Raw genomic sequence first — 16,082 nt, 5'->3', positions numbered from 1 at the left:
AAAAACTCCTAAGGCGTAATCTTAATTAACTTAGCTTACACTTTTCTTTCTTATAATAATTAAAACTTATTTAAGGAAAGATTAATGCTTGATACAATTGATTATTCAGTTAAACATTTTTTTAAACATATTTTAAGAAGTAAATTAGAAACCACAAATTCTTTAGATGAAGCTGAATATTATGGTGCTAGTATTTGTTTAGGAGATAATGTAAAAGAATTATTTTGTTATTTAATATTTAAAAAAGAAAGCTTACAAGCTCTTGCTTCAAGATTATTAGGCGATGATGATAAGATGAGTGAAGATGATTATTGTGATTTATGCAAAGAAGTAGCAAATCAAATCATAGGCTATGCAAAAAGATTATTAGCTGATGCTTATGATGATTATTCAATTAGTGTGCCTGAATATTTAGGAAGGGTAAGTGATTTTAAATTAGGCTTTACTCACGAGTTTTTTTATAAATTAGAAAATAATACCTTTTGCGTTGGTATAGTAGAGAAGAAAAAATAATGCAAACACAAGAGCAACCTACTAGAATTCTAAATGCAACTTATGAAGAATTGCTAGATGTTAGCGTAGATTTTATAAGTGAGTTAGGAACTACACAACTTAGCGTTAGAGAATTTTTAGAACTTGGAATTGGCTCTGTTATTGATTTAGAAAAACCAGCAGGTGAGAGTGTAGAACTTTATGTAAATAATAGAATTTTTGGTAAAGGCGAAGTAATGGTTTATGAAAGAAATTTAGCAATTCGTATCAATGAAATACTAAGCTCAAAAACCGTTATTCAATATTTTAAAAAAGAGTTGTGATGAAAAAAATAATCTTACTACTAATTAGTTTAAATCTTTTTGCGAACAATATCATAAATTATAATATTTATAAAAGAGATGATAGGATTGATGTTATGCTAAGCTTTGATTCTCCATATAACGCAAAAGATGGAGATATTAGAATATTAAGTGGAAGCGATTATGTAGGCGTAGTATTAAATAATGTTAAAATTTCTGAAAGAAATTCTCAAATATTAAATATGCCTTACGCAGAACAATTATTAATGTATCCATTAGGCGAAAGCACGGTTTTAGAATTTAAAACAAAAGAAAAAATAAATGTCATTCCTGCACTTACAAAAGATGATGGTTTTGGGCTTAGAGTTAGAGTTATGCCAAAAACCACAAACCAAGTGCAAAATAATGAAATAAAATATGCAGAAGATAATAATATAGATAGTAAATTGTATTCAATGATAGGTGTTTTAGCAATATTAGTTTTGATATTAATATTTGTAAAAAGACAACTTGCAAAAAAAGGAAAAATATCTAATTTAAATTCTAAGCAAAAAGTTGCTAGTTTTTTAAATATTAATGAAAATCAAGCCGTAGTAATTTGTGAAAAACAACTTGATAAAGATAACAAATTCATAGTTATTGATTATGAAAATTCAAGATACAAATTAATAATAGGAAATACAAATATTTGGCTTGATGCACCTAATCAAACTGAAGAGAATTTTGAAAGTTATTTTGAAGAAAACAAACAAAAATTACAAAATATGATAAAGCAAAATGCTCTTAATTCATATAAAGAAAAAATAAGTAAAATATAAGGAGTTAAAATGAGAAATAGAAATAAAAAAACAAAAATAACAATATTTTTTTCAATAATTATAGTTGTTGTATTGGCAAGTTTTATTGCTTTTTCAAATACTTTTGAAAGAATTGCTCCTAATATTTCTTTAGACAACAACCAAGAAGATACAATTTATTGGAATGCTAGAGATAAAATAAATTTAAAAGTTGAAGATAATTTAGGACTAAAAAATTTAAAAGTTGAATTTAGTAAAGATAACGAAGAAACAAAAAATATATTAATAAATAAGACTTTAAATGGTAAAGAATTTAATGTTGAATTAGACCTTCCAAAACCAAAATTTAATGAAAAATTAGATAAATACACAATATATATTAAAGCTAATGATAAAAGTTTGTGGAATTGGTTTGGTGGAAATGTAAGCGAAAAAATAATTAATGTTATAGTAGATAATAAAAAACCTCAAGTAAGCGTAATAGCTAATTCATACAATATAACTCAAGGCGGTGCTGCTAGCGTTGTATTTTACGCACAAGATGATAATCTAACTGATTTATATATAGAAGTTAATAATAGAATTTTCAAAGTTGCTCCTTTTATGAAAGATGATTATTACATAGCTTTAATTGCTTGGGACTTAAGAGATGGAGATGAATTTGAAGCTAGAATTGTTGCAAAAGATAAAGCAAATAATATAATTAAAGAAAGAATTCCATATTATTACTCAAATAAAAAATATAGAGTTTCACATATTGAAGTAGGAGACGCTTTCATTGATGGTAAAATTAGAGATTTGTATGAAGCAAATTCTGATAATTCTTTAAGCGATAGAGCTTTAATATTTGACTTTGTGAATGCGAAATTAAGACAAGAAAATGAAAAATTAATTCATAAAGTTACACAAGTAGTAAGCAATGAATTAGTAACTGATTTTAAGCTAAATGCGTTTTTACCACTAAAAAATGGTATGAAAGTTGCAGATTTTGGCGACCATAGATATTACAAATATAATGGAAATCAAATTAGTGAAAGCTATCATATGGGACTTGATTTAGCAAGTACAAAAATGGCACCTATTGTGTTAGGAAATGATGGTAAAATAGTTTTCGCACAAGATAATGGAATTTATGGATTAAATTTAATAATTGATCATGGTTTAGGTCTTTATACTTTATATGGACACTGCACTAAAAAAAATGTAGAAATTGGCGATATAGTTAATGCTAAAAGCACTATAGCTAATACAGGAACAAGTGGTTTAGCATTAGGGGATCATTTACATTTTGGTGTTTTGGTTCAAGGTGTTGAGGTAAGACCAGAAGAGTGGATGGATACTAAGTGGCTTAATGATAATATATTTGGAATTATCAAAAAAGCAAAAGAAGTTATAAACAAAAAATAAGGGAAAAAAATGTTACAAACTACAATAGCTAAAGAAGTAACAAATGTTGGAATTGGACTACATAAAGGTAGTGCTATTAAGATAAAATTTAGCCCACTAGGTGCTAATAGTGGAGTGGTATTTCATAGAACAGATATTAATAAATTTTACGAAGCAAATTATAAAAGCGTAATCAATACTCAAATGGCTACGGTAATTGGAGATAAAGATGGTTATATATCTACAATTGAGCATTTAATGAGTGCTGTTAGCTCTTATGGAATTGATAATTTATTAATAAGTATTGATGCAAATGAAGCACCTGTTTTAGATGGTTCAGCGGCTGGTTTTTGTGCTATGCTTGATGAAGCAGGTATTAAACAACTTGACGCTAAAAAACAAATATTTGTTGTTAAAAAAGAAATAAAAGTTCAAGAAGGAGATAAATTTGCAAGTCTTAGTCCTACAAATGCTCCTACTTATGATTTTACTATAAACTTTAAGCACCCATCAATTAATACTCAAAACTATATTTACAAGGCTAATAAACAAAATTTCATAAATGAAATTGCAAGTGCTAGGACTTTTGGGTTTTTAAAAGATGTTGAGTATTTAAAATCAAAAGGATTAGCATTAGGTGGTAGTTTAGAAAACGCTGTTGTTTTAGATGATAATGGCATATTAAATCCTGAAGGATTAAGATTTAGCAATGAATTTGTAAGACATAAAATCCTTGATGCGATTGGTGATTTATATATGTTAGGTAAAGCAACTTTTGCTAACTATAAAGCTTACGCAAGTAGCCATGATTTAAATCATAAACTAACTCTTGAATTGCTAAACAATCCAAATTCTTATGAATTAGTAACTCTTAGTGATGATACAAACAAAGATTTATTAAAGGCATTCACATTAAACTTTTAGTAGTGCCTATGGCAAATCTCATTGGAATATATGATGATAATAATTTGTTAAAAGAAGAAATCAAAATCATAAATAAAACCAGTGAAGATTTGCCAAAAATTATGCAAGAACTATTAAATAAATATAATTTTAGCGAATTAGCCTATGCTAATGGACCAGGCTCATATATGTCTTTAAAAATTGTTTATGTATTTTTAAGCACAATTGCCCTTGTTAAAAACATACCATTAAAAGCAATTAGTGGTTTTACATTTACAAAGAATAATTTAATAAAAGCTAATAACAACTTATATTTTACCCTTGCTGATGATAAAATCAAATTAATTAAAAATGATAATTTTAAAGATGAGTTTTTTATACCAAATGAGTATAATTTCAAATTCTTAGAAAGTAATTTGCCAAATTATTTTTTACCTGCTATTTAGGAATATAAATGAGAAACGAAATATGTTTAAAATCACCCGCTACTAGTGCGAATTTAGGTGCTGGATTTGATTGTCTAGGACTTGCTTTAGACTTTTATAATGAAACAATAATTAAAAGAAATAATTTTTTTAAAATATCTATTAAGGGTGAAGGTGAAGATAATCCTTATCTTAAAAAACATAATTTATTTATTACCATTTTTAATGAAACTTACATAAAGCTAACTGGTAAAAAAGACTTATTTAGCTTTAATTTCATAAACAATATTCCTTTAAGTCGTGGATTGGGTAGTTCTAGCTCTATAATTGTAGGAGCAATTGCTAGTGCTTATTATCTAGCAGGACTTGAAGTTAATAAAGATACCATATTAAACAACGCCTTAATATACGAAAATCATCCTGATAATATTAGCCCTGCGGCACTTGGTGGATTTGTTTGTTCGGTAGTTGATAAGGATAATGTAAAATATATAAAAACTGATATTTCTAGTGATGTTAAAGCAGTAGTTTGTATCCCAAATAAACAAATCTCAACAAATGTTAGTCGTTCGGCTTTACCTAAGCATTTAAGCCTTGCTGATACTAGCTTTAATATAAGCAGAAGCTCACTTACAACTGCAGCTTTTATGAGTAAAAATTATGAAATGTTAAAGATTGCAAGTTTTGACAAGCTTCACGAAAATCGTAGAATGAAAGCTGTTCCTGAATTATTTAAAGTGCGTGAATTAGCTCGTAAAAATGGTGCATTAATGAGTAATTTAAGCGGTTCTGGTTCAACTTTTTTTAATCTATGTTATAAAGATGATGCAAACAAACTAAAAACCATACTAGAAAATAATTTTCCTAATATGAAAGTATTAGAGCTTAATTTCAATAATCAAGGAATAATAATAAGCTAATTTTGCTTATTTAAATATTCCTTAGCTTTATATAAAATATCCTTATCTAAAACCTCATCAAAATACTTAAAGCTAATTCCGTGCTGAACATCTCCATCTATTAAATCCCCGCTTTTTCGGTTTTCTAAGTCAATTTCGGCTATTTTAAATCCATCTAAGGTATTAGCAAATTTAATCAATCTATCACTAAATTCAAACTTACTAAGCAAATAACAATAGCTCTTAACCCCATTTCTTCCTACTCTTCCACGAAGTTGATGAAGTGTAGATAAGCCGTATCGCTCTGGTGCAACGATTACAATTATGCTTAATCTTGGCAGTGAAATTCCAACTTCTACGATAGTAGTGCTTAATAATACATTTCCATTTTCAGCAAATTGCAATAATATATTATCCTTTTCTTTATCCTTGCCGTGCGTATAATAAACTTTATCAAAATTCTTCTCATAAAAGCTAATAACACTCTCAAGTGGTTTATAAGATGAGCTTTTGCTCTCTTCTATTAAAGGATAAACTATTATTGCTTGATGATTTTGTTTATTTTCGCTTTTTATGTGATTAAATAATTCATTGCTATTTGCTATTGTGATTAGTTTTGTTTCTATTTCTTTTTTAAATGGTAGTTCTTTTATGAAAGAATAGCTGTAAATATCACTATGAATTAATGCGGTTGTTCTTGGTATTGGCGTAGCTGAAAACTCTATATAATGCGGATTTTCTTTATCATTTGTAGCTAAATCTTTAAGCTTCATTCTTTGCTTAGCCCCAAATCGTTGTTGCTCATCAACCATAACTAAAGTAGCATCATCTAAACTAGCCCATAAAAGTGCGTGAGTGCCTATTACAAAATTTGCTTCTTTTAATTCATCTTGCATTAATTTAGTCTTGCTAGATACAAAATGCAATATCTTTAAAAACCCTGGCAAAAGTCTTTTAGCTTCATTATAAAGTTGTTGGGCTAAAACGCTTGTTGGTGCCATTAAAACCACTTTTTTAGGATAGCACATAAGCGCTGCTGCAAAAATCACTAAGCTTTTTCCACAACCAACATCTCCCATTACTATTCTAATTTTATGATGAATACTTTCAAGGTCATTTTTAATATCATTTATCGCATTTATCTGGTCGTTTGTCGGCTTAAAAGGTAGAGATTTTAGCCATTTGTTTATATCAAAAGTTTTAATTTTTTTATATAAAGTATCGTTTTTATAAGTTTCGTTAAGTCTTTTTATGTGATGGTAAATCTCAACGAATTTTAAGCATTCGTTTAATTCTTTTGAATTAAGCAATTTCATTGCTTCTTGGCTATTTTCTTTCATAATTAATAGCAATTTTATATGCTCATCTAATAAATTAAATTCTTTTAAAGCTTCATAAGTTAAATATTTATTTTTTATCTTACAAATCTCTTTATCACTTACACCTTTTATCAAATAATTAGCAGTGATTTCTCCACTATCTTTAATGATTTTTGGATTAATAAATTGCAAAAGCCCTGCAAAATCGCCTAATTTCCCATAAATAATCAGCTCTTTATTTATAGCAAAAAGTGCATTATGAAAAGGTCTTAGATTAAATATAGTAATAGTGCATTCACACTCCCAATTATATGAATATGCAATTATACTAAGCCTTTTGCCTGGTAGTTGTTTTTTAGATTTTATTATAACTTTTGTGCAATTTAGCTCATTTAATATAGGCTCATTATTTAATCTTAAATCATCAAATTTTTTAGGCATTAAAAGAGCTAATTCAACTATATCTTTACAAGATAATTTTTCTAAATCCTTATTCATTATTACCTATTACATAAAAACTAAGCTCGGTAATACTTTTTTGATTTTTTAAAAAATCATTACAAGTTTTAAGCTCTAAATCTTTAATTATCTTTGTAATTTCTCTTAATTCGCCTTGTTTTAAATCACTAAAACACTCGCTACTTGCAATGCTATGACGATTTTGAGTGGTTGAGTATTTTAAAATCTCACTACCTACTAAAAAATCTTTAGCCTTTTTAAACTCATCTTCGCTTATTCCAAATTCTACTAATCTTTTGAACTCTTCTTGAACTATTTTTATAGCTTCTTTTTTGCTTTCATTTTTTGTTTGTAAATAGCCTGAAATAAGATAATTTTTCTTAAACGCTACTAAAAACGCAAAAGCCGAATAAGCTAAGCCCCTTTTTACTCTGATTTCTTCGGTAATTCTTGAGCCAAATCCACCGCCTAAAACATAAATAGCAAGACTTATAATAGCTCTTTCATAAATGCTTTTAATCTCTACGCTGCTTATAAACCTAACAAAAGCTTGTGATATTTCTTTGCTTTCTTCTTTATAAAAACTCTCATTTATTTTTAATTTTTCATAAGAACTTTGCTTATTGTTTAAAAGTTTTTTAACTTTACTAATATCATCTAAATTTGCACTAATTACTATCTTATTTGCTTGATTTTTAAGGTTTAAAATATAGTTTTTAAATTCTTTTTCATCTAAAGCTTCAAAATCGCCAAATTTATCATTTTTAAAATCATTTTTAAAATAATTCTCATATAATTTCATCTTTGCTAAATTATCGTAATCTTGAATATGGATTAAAAAATAATTTTTTATTTTGTTTTTGATTAATTCAAAATTAGTAATTTTGGTATTTAAAAGCATATTATTAAAAGCATTTAAGCAATTATCAAGCTCTTTTTTAAGACAAACTATATCAAATGTAAAATCAAAATAATTAGCACTAGCACTAATATTAATTGCACTTTGCTCTAATTTTATATAAAACTCATCATCTAAACTCTCATTGTAAAAAAACTCAGCTGCCATAGCATTAGCATTATGAAAAATCCTTCCATAATTAGGATAGCTAATACTAATATATACTAAATCATCATTAGTTTTTAAATGCACAAAATTATTCATTGTAGTATTCCAAAATATTATATGCTGTATCTCTTTTAGCTGGATTTTCACCTAAATCACGGATTAATTCTATCATTTGCTGTTCATTCATTCTATATTTTGCACCTGCAGCTGCAACAACATTTTCTTCCATCATAGTCGAGCCTAAGTCATTTGCGCCAAATTTTAATGCGAGTTGCCCTACTGCACTTCCTTGAGTAACCCAAGAGCTTTGAATGTTTGCAAAATTATCTAAATATATTCTAGAAATTGCTAATAATCTTAAATATCTATTAGAACTTGCATTCATTAAATGTGGATTTTCAGCCTTTAATCTAGTGTTTTTACCTTGAAAACTCCATAAAATAAATGCTCTAAAGCCACCTGTTATATCTTGAAGATTTCTTAAATAGTCTAAATGCTCAATTATTTCTTCATCGCTTTCAACATGCCCAAACATCATAGTTGCACTACTAAGTAAGCCTAATTCATGAGCTTCTTTATGAATTCTTAGCCAAGTAGCAGTATCGCATTTACTAGGTGCTACCATATCTCTTACTCTATCGCTTAAAATCTCTGCACCTGCTCCAGGGATAGAAAATAGCCCACAATCGCTCATTCTTTTTAAAACTTCTTTAGTGCTAATTTTGCTAATTTTTGCAATATATTCAATCTCAACTGCACTAAAGCCGTGAATTGTAATACTAGGATAATTTGTGCTTATATATCTTAATAAATCTTCATACCAAGTAATATCAAGTTTTGGATGCACTCCACCTTGAAATAATATTTGAGTGCCACCAATTGCTAATAATTCTTCAATCTTTTGTCCGATTTGCTCGTATGTTAAAATATAACTATCGCTATCCTTTGCGTGGCGATAAAAAGCACAGAATTTACAATCAACTAAACAAATATTTGTGTAATTAATATTTCTATCTACTACAAAAGTAGTAAGTTTGCTTGGATGAAGCTTATTTTTTACTGCATAAGCAATCTGACCTAAAGTAGCTAAATCAGAATTTCTTAATAAATTAAGCGCTTGTTCTTTAGTAATTCTTGGAACTATTCCTTTTGGTGCATAAGGATTTTCCCAATCTTTATGGATATTAAATACTGAAGTTTTATAATTTGTATTTATTTTTTTACTTAATAATGCTGCGTTCATATTGTCCTTACTTTATATAATTTATTAATGAGCCAAGACGCTCTATTCTACATTCAATCTTATCGCCACTTTTTAAAAATTTAGGCGGATTAAAGCCCATTCCAACACCACTTGGAGTGCCTGTGCTAATGATAGTTCCAGCCTTTAAACAGGTGTAATTTGATAATTCTTTTAAGATATAAGGAATATCAAAAATAAGCATATTTGTATTAGAACTTTGTCTTAATTCATCATTTACAAAGCATTCTACTTTTAAATTACTTGCGTCTTTTATACTAAGACCTGTATTAATAAAACTACCAAATGGACAAGAATTAGCTAAACTTTTTCCCATATACCATTGCTTATGTTTGTTTTGAATTGCCCTATCGCTAACATCATTTAAAATAGTATATCCTAAAATATAATCATCAAAATCACTTGTATCATCTAATTTATAAGCATCTTTTCTAAGTACAAATGCAAGTTCACATTCATAATCTAATTTTTCGCCACTAATATCTAAAATATCAAATGGATTAGAAAACTCATTTACTCTTTTTGCAAAATAAACAGCTTCTTCTCTTTTGCCATCAAACTCAATTCCTTTAAATTTATAGCTTTCTTTTGCGTGTTCTAAATAATTTATTCCTAAGCATATTACATCTTGATAAGGAGATTTGATTGGAGATAATAACTTAACTTCACTAAGCATAAAAGCATCTTCAATCAATTCTAATCTATCAAAATAAGAAGAATAATTTTTAAAATAACCCACCTTATTATTATCGCCTAAATTCCCATGATAAACTACATTATCTTTCATAAATCTAATCAATTTCATACTAACCCCTTTTTACTAGATTTTCTAAAATATATTGCTCTAATTTAGTCTTAGGTATGCTAAGTTCATTTGCTTTATTATAAATTTCAACAACAATTGCGTTGTATTTTTCATATTCAAAATGCGATAAATGTATTTGCCACGCTGCTTTTATTTGTCTAAGACTTGCTATTTTTCTTGTATAAATCTTAAAAATATCAAAACATATAAAAATAGCAGAAGTTACAAATACAGCACTAATTAAACTAAAATGAAAGTCAATTTTTTCAAATAAAAAATGAGTAGCAATAGTTAATGGTGTAAGCACGATTAAACACAATATAAAATATATAAAATAAGTATTAAAATAATTAAACTTAAAATGTAATTTCGCTGGGTCAATTAACATTCCTTCATTATAAAGGCTATTTGCTTCTATTAAATCTAAAAATTTTACAGGCTCGTTTGAGAATTTAAAAAGCTTATTAATTAGTAATTCTTTCATTTCAATCCTTAAAAATTTCATTATATTTTAACGCTGCTAAATCAAAAAATTCTTTAGCTTTTTCATCTCCTAAAGATTTTTGAACGCACTCTTCAAATTCTGGTAAAAGTTTTAATAATTTATCTTTTAATTCATCGCTAGGTAAAGTCTTTATGGTATTTAAAACAGATACTAAAGCTAAGGCTTTTTCTTTATCACTTTCAGGCATTAAATCTGCATATTTATTAAATATTTCTTCTAAATTATCGCACAATAATGCACATTTTTCGTTTTCATTATGAATTAGGCTTAAAACTTCTTCTTGAGTAAAATTAGCTGTATTTTTTTCTTCTTTTCTTACAAAATCTCCGTGTTTATCAAGCTCTTTAAAGACCTTTTTTAAAATAGTTACGAAAAACAATACTATAAAAATTATACCTATTACATAAATTCCAACTTCATTCATAGTTTATTTCCTTTTTTAAACACATTATCATAAATGCTTAAAGCTACTGCTATAAAAATTATAATAAATGATATTAATTTATGTTGATTTATTGGCTCATTGTATAAAAAAATAGCAACTAAAAAAGAAATTATCGGGCAAATATATTGCATATATGAAAGTAATGTTAAGCTTAATTTTTGTGTAGCATAATTGTATCCTAACATAGGTAGCAAGGTTACAAGCCCACTAAGTGCAAGTAATACTCCTAAATAATCAATATCAAAATGAGCTAAATTTGTTGGGATAGAAAATAAAAATATTAAAGCAAAAGGAGTGATTAATAATGTTTCTAAGAAAAACCCATAAACGCTACTTACATAAACTTTTTTACGAATAATGGTATAAAAATTAACCAAGAGCGCTAAAGTAATTGATAATATAGGTAAAGCTCCTAAAGTAATTACTTCAAATAAACACGCAAAAATCACTAAACTAACACTAACAATTCCTAATTTACTCATATTTTCTTTTAAAAATACTTTTGCAAAAATTATCCCAAATAAAGGGCTTAAAAAATATCCTAAAGAAGTTTCTAAAATCAAATTCTTTTGAATCATATAAATATAAAGCCCCCAATCTCCACTAATTAAAGCACCACAAATAAAAAGATTAAAAGCCATTTTTAAAGATTTTAATTCTTGTAAAGCTTTTTTAAATTGCCCTATAATTATTAAAAATATTGCTAAAAATATGACCGACCAAACTATCCTATGCGACATTACTACAAAGGCATCTAATGTATCAAGTTGTTTGTAAAAAATAGGCACTAAACCCCAAAATACAAAAACAACAAAAGCTACAAAAAATCCATAATTCATAAAAATTTTTCCTTAAAATGTAAAACTTATCTCATATAATCATAATTTACTAAATTAAAAAAAGGAGAAACGATGAATTGGTCGCTAGATTCATATAAAAATTATAAAGCTCTTCAGCAACCAAACTATGAAAACAAGGAAGAATTAGAAAATGTAATAAATGAATTAAAATCGTATCCACCTTTAATATTTGCTATGGAAGCAAATGAATTAAAAAACGAATTAGCAGCAGTTTGTAAAGGAGATGCGTTTTTATTACAAGGTGGTGATTGTGCTGAAAGCTTTAATGATTTTAGTGCAAATAATATCCGTGATATGTTTAAATTATTTTTGCAAATGGCATTAGTTTTGCAATTTGGTGGGTCAAAAAAAGTAGTAAAAATAGCTCGTATGGCAGGACAATTTGCAAAGCCTAGAAGCTCTGATTTTGAGAATAAAGATGGTATAAGCTTACCAAGTTATCGTGGAGATATTATAAATGATTGTGAGTTTTGCGAAAGTGCAAGAGTTCCAAAAGCTAAAAAAATGCTAAAAGCTTATATGCAAAGCTCTGCTACACTTAATTTACTTCGTGCATTTAGTGTAGGTGGATTAGCGGATTTAGCCCAAGTGCATAAATGGAATTTAGGTTTCGTAAGACGCGCTGATATTGATGATAAATATGCACTTTTAACCCAAAGATTAACAGAAGCACTTGATTTTTTTAAGGCTTGTGGAATAACTAGCTTAAATGATGCTAGATTGCACGAAACAAAAATCTACACAAGCCACGAAGCCTTGCTTTTACCTTACGAAGAAGCACTTACTAGAATAGATAGCTTAAGTGGAGCTTATTATGATTGTTCGGCTCATATGCTATGGATTGGCGAGAGAACTCGTGGGCTTGATGATGCTCATGTGCATTTTTTAAGTGGAGTTAAAAATCCAATAGGTGTTAAAATAGGACCTAATGCTAGTGCTAGTGATATATTAGCCTTAGCTGATAAGCTAAATCCGCAAGATGAAGCAGGAAGATTAAATATAATCATTAGAATGGGTGCTAGTAAGATTAAAAATCTTGAAAATATCTTTAAAGAATTAAGCAAAGAACAAAGAAATATAATCTATAGCATAGACCCAATGCACGGCAATACTCAAAGCGTAAATGGTTATAAGACTAGAAAATTTGATGATATTTTAGATGAAGTTAAAAATTTCTGGCATATTGCAAGAGCTAATAATATAATTCCTGGTGGGGTTCATTTTGAAATGACAGGACAAAATGTAACCGAATGTTTAGGCGGAAGTGTAGGAGTTAGCGAAAGCGATTTAGCAAGACGCTATGAGACCCAATGCGATCCTAGATTAAATGCAGACCAAGCATTAGAACTTGCATTTTTAATAGCTGAATTAATGAAGCAAAAATGAAAAACATTGTTTTAATCGGTTTTATGGGCTGTGGTAAAAGCACAACTGCAAGAAGGCTTAGTAAGATTATTAAAAAAGAAGTAGTAGATACTGATAGCATAATCAAACAAAGAACTGGGCTTGAGATTAAAGAGATTTTTGAGCGTTATGGAGAAGAATATTTTAGGAATTTAGAAAAAGAATTAAGAGATGAATTAGCCACAAAAAGTGATTTAATCATCTCTTGCGGCGGTGGTTTTGCTAATTTACAAGATTTAAGAAAATTAGGTTTTGTAGTGTTTTTAGACCTTAGTTTTTACAAAATCGCAACAAGGCTTAAAAACGATACTAAACGCCCATTATTTGATGAAAAGGCGAAATTGCTTTATGATAAAAGAATGCCACTTTATAATAACGCTTGTGATATAAAAGTAAATATTTTAAATCTAAAAGCAAGAGAACTTGCTAAGATTTTAGAATTTTTCTTAGGCACTAATATCACAAATGATGTTAGAAAAGCCTTTATAAAACCTAGTCTAAATAGAAAAATAAATCGCAAAATTAAACCTATAAAAACTGATAAGTTTAAATTAAACCCAATAAGAGCTAATTAACTTAGCTCTTATTATCGCTTCCCCATTTACACATCATATTAAGAATTGGTATTAATGATTTTCCTTTATTGCTTAGGCTATATTCAACCTTAGGTGGGATTTGCGGATATTCGGTGCGTATTATTAAATCATCTTGCTCTAATTCTTTTAATGCCTTTGTTAAACTCTTAAAAGAAATTCCAACAAGCATTCTTTTAAGCTCATTATATCTTACAATCTCATTGATTGATAAAAGATACAAAATACTCATTTTATATTTTCCTGAAATTAGGTTTAGCGTATAATAAATTCCACATTTATTATAATCATTTTTTCTTTTCATTACTCTCCTTTTGGTTAGTATCTAACAATTTTGTTCGTATTGACTTAAAATAAAGTAAAAATTATAATCTAATTTTATTTTTAAACAAGGAGAAATTATGAAAAATGTTTTATTAGTTAATGGTGCTAAAGCTTTTGCTAATGCAGGTGCAAGACTTAATGCAAGTTTGCAACAAGTTGCGTATGATACTTTAGTAGAAAATGGTTTTAATGTAGAACAAACCATAATTGATGATGGATATGATGTATTAGATGAAGTAGAAAAATATGTAAGAGCTGATATTATAATTTATCAAATTCCAGGATTTTGGATGAATGCACCTTGGATAGTATGGGAATATTTTTCAAAAGTTTTTGGAGCTGCTTTTGGTAAATTATGTGCTAGTGATGGAAGAAGTAGAAGTGATGCTAGTAAAAAATACGGCTCTGGTGGGCTTAGTCAAAATAAAAAATATATGCTATCTTGGACTTGGAATGCACCTGAAGAAGCATTTACTGATAAAGAGCAATTTTTTGGTGGTGTCGGTATTGATGGAGTTAGCTTAAATCTTCATAAAACTCACGAGTTTTTAGGTATGAGTGCACTTAAAACTTTTGCTTGTTATGATGTAGTAAAAGACCCGCAAGCAGAAAAATATTTTAAAGACTATAAAGAACATATCTTAAATGAAATAGTAAAAAAATAATATTTTGGATTTAGTTTTTCTAAATCCAAAATTAAAAAAATTTAAATTTATTTTAAATATTTTTAATAATTTTTTAATTTAAATTACAAGCAAATAATTTATATTGTTTTAAGTTCATATAACCTATAATCAAAATCTTAATCTAAATCAACAAACAAGGAAAAACTATGAAACTATCAACCAAAATTGCATTGTTTTCATTCATTGGAATTTTAATTAATTCTATAGTTTTAGTATCACTTCATAAATACTATGATAACTACTCTGTAAACTACACAAAACATACGGTAGAAGATGAAATTTTAACAGCTAAAAAACAGCAAGTTAAAGCTCTGGTAGAAAGTGTTATGAAGTATTCTGGTGCTATTTATGAAGAGTATAAAAATGATAATAACTTAAGTGAGTTTAAAAATAAACTACAAGATTATTTATCTAAAGTAAGATTTGGTAGAGCAAATAGTTATTACACCGTGTTTGATAAAGATGGAAACATATACTATCACCCATCTGCTTCTTGGATAAACAACAATAAATTTAACGAAAAAGACGCAAAAGGAATGTATTTCATACAAGAAATGATTAAGAGTGCTGATAATAATGATGGTTATATAAGATATTTTTATGAAGATTCAAATTCTAATAAAGTTACTGAAAAACTAGCATATACAGGTAAGGATAAAGCAAGTGGGCTTTATTTTATGACTTGGTTATCTTGGGAGACAATTAGCAAAACTTCAATAGAAAAAGTATCAAAAGATACAGATGAACAAAGCTATAATAATATGATTACTTTTATAATCACTACTGCACTTATAATAATTGCGATTGTAAGCTTATCAATTATCTTCGTAAAATTCCAAATCACTCGCCCACTAAACAACCTAACAGCTAAATCAAACGAACTTAGCAGTGGAGATGGAGATTTAACTAAAAAGCTAGATGATAAAGGTAATGATGAAATAGCTCAAGCTTGTAAAGCTATTAATATATTCTTAGAAAAAGTAAGAATTCTAATAGCACAAGCAAAAGATATCTCAAATGAAAACGCTTCAATAGCAAATGAATTAAGCCACACAAGTCTTCAAACAGGTAAGCGTGCAGAAGAAGGTAGTGTAATAGTTACAGAAGTAGCTAATAAAGGAACTAATACTAAAGATAACCTTGATAAAGGT

19 protein-coding genes are annotated in these 16,082 nt (G+C 27.8%); 11 read left to right on the top strand and 8 right to left on the bottom strand.

Going from position 1 to position 16,082, the window contains the following annotated elements; all coding sequences use genetic code 11:
- The first annotated feature begins 84 nt into the window (after positions 1–84).
- From AVBRAN9334_RS07485 to thrB, 7 genes are read left to right on the top strand one after another with little or no spacing between them, the layout of a single operon-like run.
- Positions 85–513, top strand: coding sequence for a chemotaxis protein CheX (locus tag AVBRAN9334_RS07485; RefSeq protein WP_214118123.1), 429 nt, complete (start codon positions 85–87; stop codon positions 511–513).
- The gene (fliN, locus tag AVBRAN9334_RS07480; RefSeq protein WP_214118125.1) at positions 513–815 is read left to right on the top strand and encodes a flagellar motor switch protein FliN; all 303 of its coding nucleotides are present in this window, start codon (positions 513–515) and stop codon (positions 813–815) included. The genes AVBRAN9334_RS07485 and fliN overlap by 1 nt, the downstream gene beginning before the upstream one ends.
- The gene (locus AVBRAN9334_RS07475) at positions 815–1,612 is read left to right on the top strand and encodes a hypothetical protein (RefSeq protein ID WP_336607434.1); all 798 of its coding nucleotides are present in this window, start codon (positions 815–817) and stop codon (positions 1,610–1,612) included. Before fliN ends, AVBRAN9334_RS07475 begins: the two co-directional genes overlap by 1 nt.
- Before the next feature lie 9 nt (positions 1,613–1,621).
- Positions 1,622–2,998, top strand: a complete 1,377-nt coding sequence (locus AVBRAN9334_RS07470; RefSeq protein ID WP_214118130.1) for a M23 family metallopeptidase — start codon at positions 1,622–1,624, stop codon at positions 2,996–2,998.
- 9 nt (positions 2,999–3,007) lie between these two features.
- Positions 3,008–3,901 (top strand): UDP-3-O-acyl-N-acetylglucosamine deacetylase, encoded by an 894-nt coding sequence (lpxC, locus tag AVBRAN9334_RS07465; protein ID WP_214119904.1) that lies wholly within the window; start codon positions 3,008–3,010, stop codon positions 3,899–3,901.
- An 8-nt stretch (positions 3,902–3,909) separates the two neighbouring features.
- Positions 3,910–4,326 carry a tRNA threonylcarbamoyladenosine biosynthesis protein TsaB gene (locus AVBRAN9334_RS07460; RefSeq protein WP_214119905.1) on the top strand — a complete coding sequence of 139 codons (417 nt, stop codon included), beginning with the start codon at positions 3,910–3,912 and terminating at the stop codon, positions 4,324–4,326.
- Positions 4,327–4,334: 8 nt separating this feature from the next.
- Positions 4,335–5,225 (top strand): homoserine kinase, encoded by an 891-nt coding sequence (thrB, locus tag AVBRAN9334_RS07455; protein ID WP_442862232.1) that lies wholly within the window; start codon positions 4,335–4,337, stop codon positions 5,223–5,225.
- On the opposite strand, the gene recG is transcribed toward thrB, so the two are convergent.
- From recG to rarD, 7 genes are read right to left on the bottom strand one after another with little or no spacing between them, the layout of a single operon-like run.
- The gene (gene recG, locus AVBRAN9334_RS07450; protein ID WP_336607433.1) at positions 5,222–7,021 is read right to left on the bottom strand and encodes an ATP-dependent DNA helicase RecG; all 1,800 of its coding nucleotides are present in this window, start codon (positions 7,019–7,021) and stop codon (positions 5,222–5,224) included. The genes thrB and recG overlap by 4 nt on opposite strands.
- A complete protein-coding gene (locus AVBRAN9334_RS07445) occupies positions 7,014–8,144 on the bottom strand; it encodes a M16 family metallopeptidase (RefSeq protein ID WP_336607432.1) in 1,131 nt (376 codons plus the stop codon). Before AVBRAN9334_RS07445 ends, recG begins: the two co-directional genes overlap by 8 nt.
- Positions 8,137–9,291: a dehypoxanthine futalosine cyclase gene (locus tag AVBRAN9334_RS07440; protein WP_336607431.1), complete on the bottom strand. Its 1,155-nt coding sequence runs from the start codon at positions 9,289–9,291 to the stop codon at positions 8,137–8,139. The genes AVBRAN9334_RS07445 and AVBRAN9334_RS07440 overlap by 8 nt, the downstream gene beginning before the upstream one ends.
- Before the next feature lie 7 nt (positions 9,292–9,298).
- Positions 9,299–10,114: a fumarylacetoacetate hydrolase family protein gene (locus tag AVBRAN9334_RS07435; RefSeq protein WP_267523729.1), complete on the bottom strand. Its 816-nt coding sequence runs from the start codon at positions 10,112–10,114 to the stop codon at positions 9,299–9,301.
- A 1-nt stretch (position 10,115) separates the two neighbouring features.
- Positions 10,116–10,598 (bottom strand): hypothetical protein, encoded by a 483-nt coding sequence (locus tag AVBRAN9334_RS07430; RefSeq protein ID WP_214118144.1) that lies wholly within the window; start codon positions 10,596–10,598, stop codon positions 10,116–10,118.
- Position 10,599: 1 nt separating this feature from the next.
- Positions 10,600–11,043, bottom strand: coding sequence for a hypothetical protein (locus AVBRAN9334_RS07425; protein ID WP_336607430.1), 444 nt, complete (start codon positions 11,041–11,043; stop codon positions 10,600–10,602).
- Positions 11,040–11,903 carry an EamA family transporter RarD gene (gene rarD / locus AVBRAN9334_RS07420; RefSeq protein WP_336607429.1) on the bottom strand — a complete coding sequence of 288 codons (864 nt, stop codon included), beginning with the start codon at positions 11,901–11,903 and terminating at the stop codon, positions 11,040–11,042. The genes AVBRAN9334_RS07425 and rarD overlap by 4 nt, the downstream gene beginning before the upstream one ends.
- 72 nt (positions 11,904–11,975) lie before the next feature.
- Here rarD and AVBRAN9334_RS07415 point away from each other — a divergent pair, with 72 nt between their 5' ends.
- Positions 11,976–13,310, top strand: coding sequence for a class II 3-deoxy-7-phosphoheptulonate synthase (locus AVBRAN9334_RS07415; protein WP_336607428.1), 1,335 nt, complete (start codon positions 11,976–11,978; stop codon positions 13,308–13,310).
- Positions 13,307–13,903 carry a shikimate kinase gene (locus AVBRAN9334_RS07410; protein ID WP_214118152.1) on the top strand — a complete coding sequence of 199 codons (597 nt, stop codon included), beginning with the start codon at positions 13,307–13,309 and terminating at the stop codon, positions 13,901–13,903. Before AVBRAN9334_RS07415 ends, AVBRAN9334_RS07410 begins: the two co-directional genes overlap by 4 nt.
- 1 nt (position 13,904) lies before the next feature.
- Here the strand turns inward: AVBRAN9334_RS07410 and AVBRAN9334_RS07405 are convergent, their stop codons facing one another.
- Positions 13,905–14,225, bottom strand: coding sequence for a winged helix-turn-helix transcriptional regulator (locus AVBRAN9334_RS07405; RefSeq protein ID WP_336607427.1), 321 nt, complete (start codon positions 14,223–14,225; stop codon positions 13,905–13,907).
- A 97-nt stretch (positions 14,226–14,322) separates the two neighbouring features.
- On the opposite strand from AVBRAN9334_RS07405, the gene AVBRAN9334_RS07400 reads away from it, so the two are divergent.
- Complete coding sequence (locus AVBRAN9334_RS07400) at positions 14,323–14,910, top strand: NAD(P)H-dependent oxidoreductase (protein WP_214150300.1); 588 nt, start codon at positions 14,323–14,325, stop codon at positions 14,908–14,910.
- A gap of 167 nt (positions 14,911–15,077) precedes the next feature.
- Positions 15,078–16,082 (top strand): cache domain-containing protein (locus AVBRAN9334_RS07395; RefSeq protein WP_336607426.1); only part of this gene is annotated, 1,005 nt, incomplete at its 3' end.

The sequence above is a fragment of the Campylobacter sp. RM9334 genome (genome assembly GCF_020138145.1).
GTDB lineage: Bacteria > Campylobacterota > Campylobacteria > Campylobacterales > Campylobacteraceae > Campylobacter_E.
The sequence above is the reverse complement of the archived record's forward strand: the minus strand, read 5'-3'. Positions and strand labels throughout refer to the sequence as shown.